At 55.7% G+C, this 13,434-nt stretch carries 8 protein-coding genes; 3 read left to right on the top strand and 5 right to left on the bottom strand.

Translation table 11 applies throughout. From position 1 onward, the window contains the following. The first annotated feature begins 193 nt into the window (after positions 1–193). From queD to CFB24_RS19865, 3 genes are all read left to right on the top strand, one after another. Complete coding sequence (queD, locus tag CFB24_RS19880; RefSeq protein ID WP_088522378.1) at positions 194–547, top strand: 6-carboxytetrahydropterin synthase QueD; 354 nt, start codon at positions 194–196, stop codon at positions 545–547. Positions 548–553: 6 nt separating this feature from the next. Continuing rightward, a complete protein-coding gene (gene queC / locus CFB24_RS19875; protein ID WP_088522377.1) occupies positions 554–1,279 on the top strand; it encodes a 7-cyano-7-deazaguanine synthase QueC in 726 nt (241 codons plus the stop codon). A 335-nt stretch (positions 1,280–1,614) separates the two neighbouring features. Continuing rightward, complete coding sequence (locus tag CFB24_RS19865; protein WP_111390726.1) at positions 1,615–2,157, top strand: hypothetical protein; 543 nt, start codon at positions 1,615–1,617, stop codon at positions 2,155–2,157. Positions 2,158–2,281: 124 nt separating this feature from the next. On the opposite strand, the gene dpdD is transcribed toward CFB24_RS19865, so the two are convergent. The 5 genes from dpdD to dpdH are packed head-to-tail and all read right to left on the bottom strand — an operon-like array spanning position 2,282 to position 13,431. Further along, positions 2,282–4,525: a protein DpdD gene (dpdD, locus tag CFB24_RS19860; RefSeq protein WP_088522374.1), complete on the bottom strand. Its 2,244-nt coding sequence runs from the start codon at positions 4,523–4,525 to the stop codon at positions 2,282–2,284. Continuing rightward, positions 4,522–5,061, bottom strand: a complete 540-nt coding sequence (dpdK, locus tag CFB24_RS19855) for a phospholipase D-like domain-containing protein DpdK (RefSeq protein WP_088522373.1) — start codon at positions 5,059–5,061, stop codon at positions 4,522–4,524. The genes dpdD and dpdK overlap by 4 nt, the downstream gene beginning before the upstream one ends. After that, on the bottom strand, positions 5,058–9,611 hold the full coding sequence (gene dpdJ / locus CFB24_RS19850) for a protein DpdJ (RefSeq protein ID WP_088522372.1): 4,554 nt from the start codon (positions 9,609–9,611) through the stop codon (positions 5,058–5,060). The genes dpdK and dpdJ overlap by 4 nt, the downstream gene beginning before the upstream one ends. Then, entirely contained in the window at positions 9,608–10,273 is a 666-nt protein-coding gene (locus tag CFB24_RS19845; RefSeq protein ID WP_088522371.1) for a hypothetical protein, read from the bottom strand. The genes dpdJ and CFB24_RS19845 overlap by 4 nt, the downstream gene beginning before the upstream one ends. Positions 10,274–10,329: 56 nt before the next feature. Next, positions 10,330–13,431, bottom strand: coding sequence for a protein DpdH (dpdH, locus tag CFB24_RS19840; RefSeq protein WP_141098521.1), 3,102 nt, complete (start codon positions 13,429–13,431; stop codon positions 10,330–10,332). Positions 13,432–13,434 lie beyond the last annotated feature (3 nt).

Below are 13,434 nucleotides of genomic sequence, written 5' to 3'. Positions count from 1 at the left end.
AGAATGGAAAATGCCGCCGCGCGAATGGGTGATGGCGAAAGCTCAATTCGCCATCCTGTTCCCGGATCGGTTCAGCTTGGCATGAAAACGGAACCGGCCTTCACACGGAATTCCTGACAGTCTCGTAATCCGGTCCGGCCGCGAATCGACCGTGGCAACTTTCCCTTCAAACTCATAAACTCGTTGGCATTCCATGAAGATAACACAGGCCTTCACATTCGAAGCAGCCCACCGACTGCCCAACGTCCCGGCGACCCATCGGTGCCACCGAATGCACGGACACTCTTATCGAGTGGAGTTGCGACTCGAAGGGCCAGTTGACCCTCAAAGCGGATTCGTCACTGATTTTTTTGACGTTGAAAACGCCTTTGGGCCGGTGTTGGCCAAACTCGACCACCACTGCCTCAACGAAATCGAAGGGTTAGAGAACCCAACTGCAGAAAATATCGCCGCCTGGATTTGGGACCGTATAAAACCGACTTTGGGGCAAATAGCGGCAGTCGTTGTGTTCGAGACACCGAATTGTTGGGCTGAATACGAGGGCTGAGGGCAGATGAAGCAGACAGGTGACAGCAAGGGCGCGTTGGTCCTGTTCTCAGGAGGACAAGACTCAGCAACCTGTTTAGCCTGGGCGCTTGATCGCTTTGAACATGTTGAAACCATCGGGTTTAGCTACGGCCAGCGTCACAGCGTTGAGCTCCAGGTTCGCCCCCGCGTGCTTGATCTTCTCGGCGATGCATTTCCGACTTGGCGCGACCGCATCGGTGAAGACCATTTAGTTGATTTGTCAGTTTTGGGGCAAATCAGCGAGACAGCACTCACGCGCGGTGTCGAAATCGAGATGCACTCAAATGGTTTGCCGAATACGTTCGTGCCTGGACGAAATTTGCTTTTTCTGTCTTTCAGCGCCGCCGTCGCCTTTCGCCGCGGAATTAAGTATCTCGTTACTGGTGTATGCGAAACGGATTATTCCGGTTATCCCGACTGCCGAGACGACACGGTCAAGGCAATGCAAATCGCCCTGAACCTGGGGATGGAAAAGCGATACGTAATTCATACGCCGCTAATGAGGATCGATAAGGCGGGAACTTGGGCTCTAGCCAAACGCCTCGGCGGCGATGCATTAGTCAAAATCGTCCGCGATGAGACTCATACTTGCTACAATGGTGACCGCGAGCATCGCCACGCTTGGGGTTTTGGGTGTGGGACTTGCCCAGCCTGCGAACTGCGTGCGCAAGGATGGAATTCTTTTTCGGCATCGTCTCCATTTCAAGCTTAACATTTTGTGGCCGAATGCTGAAGTTGTCGAAACATCCCTTCTTTGGCACACAAACAACGTGAGGGGGTGCCCGCTCCATCAGAATCGGATATGCCGCATATGAGCCTAGAAACTGTAGACAACGTGATAAGCAACCTCGCTAACTACATGAGGCTATACGGCGAGGCTAACATTCGATTTGGAAGCCTTTTTGACATAGATCGAGAGGAAGCGATCCACAATCTAGAACGCGCATTCGAGGCAAAACTAGAGGCGTTTCACACGCTCTATGACGTCTCGAAAGAGCACTTCCCATATTTTACATGGTGACTGTTCGGTTCTTATCGCGTTGCGGAATGCTATACATCATCGAGACCCCCCACTTTTCTGCGGCCTCTTGTCGGAGTTGTGGTTACAAGGCGATCCACCAAACCGATGGAATCGGTGCAACACATTTGCTCGCGCGTCACCGGATGAGCAGTGGCAGCACCTTGCCAATGGCGGCCTACTTTAAGCTTGAGGATTTTCGGGCGCGGTTAGATCCCGATGCAAACTCGCCGTACCTGGACAAAAGTTTGAAAGGGGAGAAAGCATTGCAGCGCCATCTTCTCATTCGTGACGAATTGGCGTTCAACGACATTCGACAGCTTGCAAAGAAAAAACGATACCCTGATGATCAAGTATATATAGACATGATGCCGGTGTTCGTTTCAGCGGTCTCTCGCGTTTTTACGCAACTTGATAAAATCGGAGCTAAGTTCAAAGGGTTCGATGCCGCGACCTATAAGGCCCCATTCATTTCAGAGCTCAAATTAGAACTAACATCTATAGATCATCGAACTCTCAATGTTAAAAGTATGGCCGAACTAAACGCGGCTTCATTGAAACTGCGGAATTAAAAATGAAATGCAGACTCCGATAGTTGATTGAATGTAGTGCGTGAAGTTCAAAAAAAGAGCGACTCTCGGCTTCTCTTGACAAACTAATCAACGATATTAAGCGCGGGATGGAGCAGTCGTGAGATTAGTCATTTATAAAATTCAGAACAGCACGTAATATACTAGCTGTGCCCTTGCCTCCTGCCATAATTAAATCTCGGTCAACCCATGCATCTTTGACGCAGTAAAAGGCTTGATGGCTGCTGCTTTTCCAGGCAAAGACGAAAATGTCAGCCGTTTTGGCGAGACTTGCCAGTCGGGCGGTCGCTACTGTATCCGAATTTATGTCCACGCTGACGCCGGGAAACATTTCCTCCAAGGCTTGTTTGGCACGACGGCCTGCTGCTTCAGCCAATGTATAAATTGCAATTTTCTTCCCTGACAGGTCTGGAGTCTCGATGTCCACTCCCCTGCGTTCAGGAGACTGGATGGCTCCCAGCGCCTCCGGATCAAGCCCAAAATCGCGGCAAAGAAATTCGAAAGGCACGAGATCCTGTCGTTTCAGGCGGTGCGCGAACCCCTGCGTTTGGCTGACTAGGTGAAGGAATAGACGTAGCCGTGCCTCGCGCCCGTCATTCGAGGGCACGGGCGCGATCGCCAGCATTTCGCATACGTCCAAGCTCCACGCGAGGTGGGTATAGGAACCGATCCGCCTTTGCACATCCTCCAGGTCCTGTAAAAGGGAGCCGTACTCTTTCGTTGTCACGCCTACGGTAAGAATTTGGCTGAGGAGCATGGACAAAAGCTCAAGGTCCGTGCCCGATATTGCTTCGTCCAACACGATCAAATCGAACAGCAGAGTGCCAATAAGCTTGGTACAATGGTTGGCAGCCTGTCCGGACGAAAAAAAGGCATTGTAGATCGCAGGAACCGCCCGACGCGCGGCGGTTGCGGCTTCATTGTTTAAATTTCCAAGCAGAGTGACAAAACGTCGAGACAGCGCCTCATTTTGCGCGAAACTCGTGACATCCCAAGTCAGCATGTCCTCAACCGCAGAGGCTACTTCTGCCAAATAGGTGTTACAACTGAGCTTTTCTGCCCAGTCCATCCAACCGGTGATTTTGGCCGCTGCGGTCGTGTCGAGGTCATCTCCGATCGACCTGAGCCCCTCAATCTTTAAGCGGATGGGCTCTGCCAAACCTTGAATGAATGCCGAACTAGCCCCATCGATCTTCTCGAGCAGCGCCAACCGCGTCTCTTCCGTTCCGATCACGAGAGCGCAAGAAATAAGGCGCTGTACCGAACGTTTACTTAGCGGTAGTGCGAGAAATTGCGCAAAGGCGCGGTCGAATTGTCCATCATCGAATGCATCATCAGCGGCGTTTTGGTCCGTGGCGGTGATGATCGGCACCACGGACGGCGCGGTCAGTTCCTTGTAGACGGCCAAGCCTGGATCATCCGGCGGCAGAAGCGCCGCCAAGTCAGCGAGGATCTGCGCGCTCGGTTGCGCTCGACCGCACTCGAACAGTAGGAAGGCTTTTACGACGCGCGGTGTCTTAACGCCGTGGCGTGTGGCGAATAGGCGCGGGTAAGGCTTGGCGATTTGCTGCTCGAAAGCGCTTAGCAGGGCTGCGGAATTACCTGAAGCCTCAAGGTCGTCAAGATAGGTCCGATAGAGCGCCTCGGTCAGATCTGCGAGGATCTGCCCTGGCATGTGGAGGTCAGCAAGGGTCTTAATTAGCCAATGATCGCGCGCGATCTGCGGCCAGAGACCGAGACCAGCCTTGAGCCGAACATCAAGATATTTGAGGTTTTCCTCGTTGAGCCGCCCCGTATTACGCAGTTCGACGATGAGCGCTTCGGCGCGTTTGCTGTCTTGAACCAGGAGAGCACGTTCGAAATCCGAGCGGATGGCCCCGACGGGCCGTACGGGCATAATTGCAGTTGATGGGCGAAGCTTCGCAATTCTGGCATAGACGTCTAGCCGCTCGGCTATCCGCGCTGTCTCGCCGGAAAAGCGGAACACCGTCCCGCCAAAGCGCTGCCGCATCGCCGTCGCCATTGGATCTGGGCTCCTCTCAGGAGCGGCATCGAAATGATTGAGATAAGTTGGCCCTAGCCAACCCATCAGCTCCTTTTTCAGTTCGAATGCCCCAGTCGGTCCGTGCGTGGTGGCGTACCAACCGACGATTTCGTTGGATCGCACGAAGGGCAGAACGATCGGCGTTTGTGGCGCATTTCGCTGCACGAGATGCAGCCACGGGAGGATATGATCGACAATCGCCTGCGGTGCCGTACGCCGTTCAATACTGCCCCAATCAAGACCATTGGGCGCGCCGAAAAAAGCTTGCAGCCAGGCGATTTCGGTGGGCGCGAGATCGTTGGTCATGTGTCGATCTCGACGTATGATTCGAAATTGAGGCGCGCCTCGGCAAGCGTTTTCGCGGCTGTGTCGTAGGCGACCATTTCGTCGTTCAACTCGAGGCCGTTATAAGTCAGGTTCATTGACCCGGTGAGCAAGCCGCGTTTCAACAGAATCCCTTTAATGTGAAGATGGTGCCGTTGGACGATGAGCAACCGTTCGGAAAGGCCTGCGTCTTCAGCCGCCTCACCGACGGTCCCGATAAAAGCGTCGTTGTGTGGGTCAAGACTGGTTGCAATGCCAAGCGACGTGCCGCGCGCCATCAGGTTGATCGCGACCTCAACAAGACGAACCTCGCGGCCGCCCCATTCAGGATTAACCGACCCGAAACCGCCAGCTCGATTGTCGAACAGCAGGATATTGCTGATCCATGGACTGACCAGCCAAGCCCGCTCGCCGCCGGGTGCGAGCAGTTCGCCCAGAAACATGAGTTGGAGCAGTTCGCGGATCAAGTTTTGGCTCGTGATTGCGCTCTTGAAGATTCTCCGGGTTTCGAAGGTCATTGCAATGCCTCCGCAATATCGACATCAATATGATAATTGCCGCCTGACCGCCTTATTGCTTGAACTCGAGCAAAAACCGACAAATAACCGGACTGCACTGGATTGGTGGCGAGAATACTGAGCGCATCGGCGAGGCGCCCAGCCTGGCTCATTGGACAGCTGAGCGTAATCGCCCCAGCGTTGGCTAATCGCTCCAGGCACTCGGTTGCCCAATTATCGTCCTCAAGATTGATGAAAACATCTTCATGACCGAGGAAGGACATCAACAGCAGGGGTTCGGGCGCAGGCAGATCGGAATATTGCGAATAGAGGTGCAAGCCAGCCTGTCGGATTTGCGGCCCACGCGGCCAAAGTAGGCCATAGATGACGCCAAAGCGCCATTGATCGGGATTGACGGTGGGCGCATCGATTCCGGCGAAGCTCAATGCGCTGTCGATATCCCCGCGTCGCGATAATCGATAAGCAACGACACGCGCGTCGAGTTCGATTCCGAGCCGCTCCTCCTCCGCCGACCAACCGCGCACGGCATCAAGAAAGAAGCGGTCGCTCTCGCGCGTGGAACCGGGGCGGAGGATGCGGTTAGCGAGCGCGACTATGAAGGCGTGAAAGGTCACAAAGCCCTGCGCCGCGAGAGTTTCGCGCAGAGAGGTAAAGGCTTGATAGCTTTCGGACGCGCCGTAGAAGTCCCTGAACCGGTCCGTTGCCAGCGCCAACTCGCCTGCGGGGTCTTCTTCGACGATCTGGCTGAGAAAGCGCTGCAACTGGTAGTCGCTTAACGCGAAATCATTGTCGCGCAGCGCTGCCGTCATTAGGCTGTAAAAGCGGCGCGGATCCTCAGCGTATTGTCGCAGCGCTTCTTCTATCTGACCGTTGCCGCCGGGAGAAGTTTCGCTGATCCAGATTTCAGCTGCAGTCTGATCGGCGAGAACATCGTCGGGCTCGCGCGGGCCGGGGTCGATATCGACAACCAGGCCTTCTGCGTCGATCTCGGGACACAGGCTCAATATCGCGTTGATCGCAGCCGCAGCAGTCGTCGCCGCAAAACGTTCGCGCAACCATGGCTCCCATGACATACCAATCGGTAGCCAGAGAATCTCCGCAAGGCTGAACAGGCTGGCGCGGATTTGCGAATCGGCGATGAAGAGAGCCAGTTCCTGACGAAGTTTGTCCTGAACATTACCTTGGCCCGTGGGGTCATCGACAATCGGAGACTGGAACAGGATATCGAGTGTTTGATCTAGGCTCAATTCAGCTTGATCCTGGATAAGATTCGCAGCAGCTTCTGCTAGCCCGATCGTTCTGGCGATTGCCTCATTGCTAATTGCTGCGAGCAGGAGATGGGCGAGCCACTCCCGGGCGAAGCGATTGTCTACGCGGTCAAGATAAGGGCCGTTGATAGCTTGATCGTGGAACCGCGCCGTCCTGATCGCCCGGTAGCGCGGGTCCGCATCGTCCCCAAGGCTCGACCAGAGATCATGTGGATACTGAAGGCGTAGGCAGAAAGCGTCTACACCGAAACTGAATCCGAGCGCCGCAGGACCACCTTCCATTTCGTAGCTGAATTTCTTGTTGAACGACGTCCCATCGCGATATCGGATGCTGGCGTCGCTCCCAATCGCCATGCGGCGAGCTTCTACCGCGCTGAGGCTTTGATGAGTGTAGAAGCGCGCGTCGGCGATGAAGCGGCTCCATGGGCTGTTGATTGGAGGCACCATGACCAGACCAGCCTCGCGCGCGACAATCTGAGAACGCCAGTTTAACCGCGCGTTCGATGTGTCGATCACCGTATTGGCCGGTTGCTGCACCAGAAACTCGCGCGGTCGGTAGACCGGAATTGACAGCACGGCGCCGGCATCAGCTCCGATTCGCCAGTCCCCAATGAGGTCCGCCCGAATATAGGGCGCGAGATCAACGCTCTGAGCGACGTTTGGATCGAGTTGCGGACAGATCCAGTGCCGTTCGCGTGCATGGCTGATGGCATAGCGTCGCGAGACGCGGCCGGCGGCATATTCCTTCATAGCTTTAGAGATCGGCATGACAATGCGTTCGGGAGTGACGCTGCCCGATTGGCCGAGCACGATCTCAACCTCGGGAAGGTTAAGGTCGCTGAATAGATTAGCGGGCGCGAATTCGGGCAAAGGTGAGTTGCCTACTTGATAATCGGCACACTCTTCGCCTAACACCCCCCAACATGATTCCAAACGACGTAAAGCGGTTGGGAGCACCTCTACCAAGAGCGGCCGAGGATGTTCCCACAGCAAGGAATCGATTTCGTCGCGGTCGAGCTTGAGTGCTTGGGTTAGATATGCCGCAAAGCGCTCGAGATCGTCGTCGTTTGCTAGAATACGGCGGATCAGCGCAGCAAGTTTTTGCTGACGCGCCCGCTGGTTGGGCGTGCTCGCAGGCCCGTACATGTTTGTCCAAACGCTGCCGCGCGGATTGGCGCCAATCATGAGGCTGAGATAATCAAGCGTCGCGTAGACTGCCTGAATTCGTTCGACATAACGATTGCCGATGGGCAACGACCGAGCTGAGAGTTCAGGATCGAACAGCAGATCATAGCCCTGATAGGCTAGCCGATCGCGGCCGTAGTCGGACAAGACCACAACGGTCCAAGGACGCATGCGACGCGGCCTGCCAGCTCGGCCCTTGCGTTGTAGAAACTGAGCAACGTCTCTGGGAGACTTATGCTGGATCACTGCGCCAACAAGCGGGTCATTATAGCCGACTTCGAGCGATGCGGTCGCGACGATGATGTCGAGATGGCTTCCCACGCCGGGATCCATCGACATGACCCGGCCGACGGTCTTGCGGTCATTGGATTGGAGTGTGTGGCCGATATCTACAGCTGCTTGCCAATCCTGGCCATGAAGCTTGCGTTGTTCGCTTGCCATAGGCGTGCGAAGGCTTGCTAAGCCCCCATTGGGATGACCGTTCATGTCAATGCGACCGTTGCTCTGTCGGCCTTCGGCATCAAGCATGGCGAAAAACATGCGGTTGATTACGTCGAGATTGTCGGCGAACAGGAACAGACGTTCGCCAAAAAGGCCGTCACTCCGGCGCTGGTCTTGCGCATCGAGCATGCGCGAGAGAAGCATCGCCGACTGGATCGTAGTTGACAGGAGCGCGCTTCGTGAAACTGGATCACCACGTAGCGCCAAAAGATATTCCGCACCCTCAGCTATCATTTCGCGGGTCCGTGGTGCGATTTCGAGAGACGCTTGCTCAGGCAGGCCCGTCAACCGCGCGAAGAAGCGGGCACCATCGGCAAGTGTCGCCGAGAGGCCAACAAAACTAACCGACTTCCGCAGTAATCGGCGCCACCGGCGAAGTAAGTATGCAACCTGCGCTCCAGATGTACCCGCGTAAGTATGGACCTCGTCGAGCAACACAAGTTCGACGGATCGCTCACAGCGATCGCCCAGACCGAAGAGGTGGCGCACGCGATCATCGCCCATACGCTGGTTAAGCATCTCAGTCGTGGTGAACAGGATGTCAGGACTCTCGTGCTCAAGTCGGCCACGTGTCAGGATGATCTCGTCGCTTTCGATCGACGCTGCGCAGGTCTGGCAGACCAAACGTTCGACTGCGGCAGTTCGATCTTCGTTATGCCACAGCATATCTCCATCGCAGCCCTCATTCGGGCAGCGCAGATAGTCGCAGATCGACCCCTCCGCGTGGCGACGCCATCCTGTGCTCTCCTCGGCGCTGGCGGCATTGTTCGGCGTTGGACCGAAATAGGTGCCGATGAGAATCTTGCGACAGCCTCGCTGGGAAAGACCACTGTCGAGTCGCCGGGCTTGGCTGAAGACCTCGGCGAATTGGTCCTTGAGCAACTCGTTCCGCGGATAGAGCGCGAGCACCTTGACCCAGCGGCTAGCAGACGGATCGCGTTGGATGTGCGACGCGACTCGGGCAAGCGATGGCAAATAGAACGCCAAGGTCTTGCCACTGCCGGTCCCTGCACTGACGAGGGTCGCAATGGAGCGCGGTTGCTCGAAGCCAGCCAGTATGCGGGCGGCGGCGTCGACCTGGAATTTTGCCAAGGCGAAATCGGGCCCGTAACTCTGAATCAACATAGAGAGGGCATCGCGGGCAAAGTTGTCCGATGTTGCCGCCTGCACCTTCGTACGCGCTTGGTCCGCTGAAATCTGACGGCGCGGGTAGCGCCTCCGACGCCAGATGAAACGGAAATCCGCGACCAGTGTTGGTGCGGATTGCCAACCGATGACGCCCCGATGTTTTGGAAATAATTGTCTGAGGCGAAAGAATAGCCTGACCGCCTCGGCCATCCGCGAGCGAAATCGCCTGGTTTCGCCAGAGGCAATCTCGAAAAGGAGAGCGCGATCGCGGAGCGAGGCAACAACCTCGGCAACGCTGACAAAGGTAAGTCCTTCGGCATAAGCTGGATCATCGAGAAGTGGATCGATGATTTCACTAAGTTCGGCGGGCGTCAGAAACCCATCTACCAGGCCCCAAGTGAGCAGCCGAGCCTCGCGTTGTTCGATCCCGTCGAGACTTGCGAGGAGAAGTTTTTCATCACCGCTCATGCGCGATCCGATGATTTGACCCGATAGGCATCAAGACTTTCATTCTCGCGCAACCAGTCGAGCACTTCGTCGGTCAGCAGAGTGATCGACGCGCCACGCACCGACTGTACTGCCTCGAGAAAAGCTTTCACTTCGGGCGAGACATGGAAGTCAAACGCCTTGGCGGCGTTCTCAAGTTGGCTGCCCAATTTCCGGGCGCGATCGATCGTTGCCTGATCGGGAGGGAGGCTGTCGAAGAGCGCTCGGTATTGGCTGTAAATGCCTTGATAGACTTTGAGCGCGTCCTGGTTTGGTTTTGTCTTCGCGAGCTTGGTTTCAATTTCAGCAGGTGTATCCCCGCTAAACAGGCTAGTTCGCTGGTCTTTCCAGGCAGCGCTAACTGCGGTCTTGAGATCGCGCGCCGCTGCGTCGATTTCTTCGAGCATGGATGGCCATGCCTGTCCCTTTTTAAGCGTGGCGGACTTAGGTGCAGCCGTGAAACGTTCGAGTACGGCTGTCGCCCTCTTACGCATCGCTGAATCGGTCGCGGACTCGGCAATGATGATACCGGCTTTGCAAAGCAGACGTTTCTTATCGGCCGGCCCAATGTATTTCTCTACATGACGGGAGAGTTGGCCGCGCAGACCTTCGAGATCGGCAGCTTCGGCGACGTTGGAACTCATCTCATGTATTCGGTTCAGACGGGCACGGAGCGCTTGCGCTCGAACAGGCAAGTTTGTCATGGCGTTGCATCCTGGGCCTCGGGTATAGCGACTTTAGTGAGCATCCCGGTAATTTCGGAGACAAGCATAGCAGGGTCGGCTTGAGTCCTATTGGCCTCTTCGCGGGAGACACTATCGTCGGCCGCCCTAATCAAGCTGTTTGCATGGCCAAGAAATGTTATGGTTCGATCAATGAGCCCGAGATCGAGGGTTCCTAAAGCATTCAATGCCTTGGGCATCTGATCGGACTCGCCGTCGATGACAGTGACAACTTTGCCCACCAGATCCTTAATGGCGCTGGCTTGGAACTCAGTTAGCCTCCGCTCGAACTCCTTGATTGTGAATGGAAGGTTTACATGGATCCCTGTCGTCAAGATCAGTCGGCAGATGTCCTGAAGATCGCTGACGAACGCAGCTTTGTCGAAGCTTGCGTCGATATAGTCACTAATCTGCGCGCTGAACAATTTGAGCTTGGCGATCACTGGAGAGAGTTGACTTTTTATGCGAGCTTCTGCAATCGGACGAATAAAGAATTTAACGTCTTCTGGCAAATATTCGGCTCCTTCTCGCGCGGTATCCTCGTCGCCCATCGCGTCAAGCAAACGAACAATGTCGATCGCGAACGCGCTCCGACCGGTTCCCTGAAAGGATGCTATCCGCGCAAGTAATTCTGTCTGTAACCGCTCGCGACCGGGCCTGTCGCCGATTGCGGCCGATGCGTTGGATCTCAGCCTATCCCAATTGTCCTCAAACGCTTGGGTTTCCTTTGTCTCCCGCTTAGCAAAGAGCGCTTTAAGCGCCGAGTCCGGCGTCGTTGGCTTAATCGCGGGTTCAAGGCCAATGATACGCGACTGGGTGAGCAAGGCGCGGCCGAGTGCCGCCGCTTGCTCCTGTGCTGCGCGCAACAATACTGGTTGAAGCTGTGCAATCAACCGGTCGACTAGCGCTGCGCTAGCGACGTAGTCGTCGTCGGCTTGTGGATAGGACCATCGGCGACTATTGACGGTGACGAAGCGAAAGGCCGCCAGTAGACCAGCGCGCACTGAGCCATCGGAATCCTTGGCGTCGTCGGCCACAGAAATTTTGGTGTTCAGATTGCCGCGTGCCTGCGGAATCTCGATCCAATTCGGCGGGAGTTCGACCGAGCGCATGCGCAGGGCTGGCCAATCGATTACGTCTCTCACCAGGTCCATTAGCGCTTTACGCAATTCGTTTGCGTCGCGCTGCTCGAGGACGGTGCCGTCAACCCAATTCTCGAGCTTAAGGCGCAGATCCACCACACGCGGGTCTTCAACGGCGGTTGCACCCACATTTGGTGCGGCAACATCCGATGCAAGCCTTGCTGTTTTGTCTGCAGCAGGTGCAAGCATAGGTTTCTTCGGAATTTCGACAAAGTTTATATTGGCAAGTTCGCTGGGTGTCGGCAGATGAAAAGCCGTGAAGATCGCCGGCGGCATATGCTTGATCGCCGCTACATCAGGCGGATTGCCGCCCCAGAGCGCGAGAAAACTGGAGAGACGCCGATTGACGGCATCGGGCTGATGGGTAAGTCGAATCCAACCCGCGAGGACCGCATTTGGGCGGAAGCTCTGAAATTCGGTGGGCGGAAATTCGTGAGCCTCGAAACTTCCTCGCAAAAGTAGTGTCGACCGCAGAATCTGGTTGATGACACGCCTGGGATTGAGTTCGAGCTTGCCGCCTTTGAGCAAGAATCGGCCTGCGAGCGCGTCGATCGCCTCGCGGTTTAAAGGAAATAACGGCGCGCCATTGCTCGCACTTCCAAATGCTGCAATAGCGTCGCTCTCAGCTTCGCTCAGATCCTCGTCACGCCATGTTGGCAACCAGTCGGTGAGAGACTTCTCCAGCGCGCGTTGCTTGAACAAACGCTTGAGTTCAGCATTGCCCCAACGGGCGGCGTTGAGATACGCGCCTACCATGTCGACGACGCCGTCCCTGATTTCGTCATCGCTCTGCTGCCGGCCGCCGACGACCCATTCAAAGCGGGCACGGGTAAGGATCGTATCACGGAAGTTCAGGTGGCCATCGGTCAGTGCAAGCGCTGTTCGCATCGTTGCGCGCACTTTTTCGCCGGCATGCTCCCCTTCCTGAATGCAGACCTTGAGTAGCACTTCCTGAATGCCGGCAAGCGCCGCGAAATCCTCAACGAGGAGAATGAGATCTTTGCCCACTTTAAAGAGGATTTCACGAATCGAAAGAATGATTTCCTGGAGCGTCACACCGCCCGTGCTTTGCTCAAGTTGGAATACATTGCTGATTGCGGGGTCTATCGCTTTGTTCAGCAAATCGATCGCTGGCTCAAGTCGTTCCAGCCCAACCATAGCGATATTGACTTGATAGTACTCCCGAACGCGCTGTGCGGCTTTGCTTATATCGACATCCTTGGGAAGGATGAGGTCGGACGCGACGAACCGGGACAGCGTATCGGCCTGCTCGACTTCACCTGACCGGCCACTCATCGCGCGTGATATTACCCGCCCGAGGATGGTTTTGAAATGTTCGTCGAGCGCCGCGTCCGAAAACAGCTTCGGCAGATCTCGCGCGTAGCCAATGAGTTGGCGAAGATCGCTACGATCGGGATTCTGTCTAAACTCGGCAATCAGTTCGTCGCGACGCGCTGTGAGGGCATTTTCGAGGTGAGCGCGAAAGGTAACGACAGCATTGTCTACGTTCACCTCAGAGACGGCGCGGGTGAGATCTTGCCATGGTTTCGCGTATTGGGGATCGTCCTTGAGCGGGTCGAGAATAAGTTGAACAACGGTGCGCAGGCTCGCACTCTTGGGAATGCTTATAATATGATAACGATCGCGCTTCGCTGAACGCCGCAATTGAGCATCCAGCCAGCGTATCATATGCGACTTGCCGACGCCGGAAACGCCCGTGATGGGCATTAGCACGTAACCGCCTGGCACATTTTCAGTGGTAAAGGCATCGAGCAGATCCTGCTCGGTCACCGAAGTTGTGTCTCCGCTACCCTCTGCGCGCCGCACAATTGCGGCGGGTTGGTGTACTGCCAGCAGCACCGCGCTGTCGGCAGTCTCCGCCTCATTTTTGATGCAGGCATTTACAGAATCGGCGTCTGGCCAATAGTTTCCGAGCATTAT

It is taken from the genome of Rhodoblastus acidophilus (assembly GCF_900187365.1).
Classification (GTDB): Bacteria; Pseudomonadota; Alphaproteobacteria; order Rhizobiales; family Beijerinckiaceae; genus Rhodoblastus; species Rhodoblastus acidophilus.
Note: the sequence above shows the minus strand (reverse complement) of the source record. Positions and strands in the feature narration are given on the sequence as shown.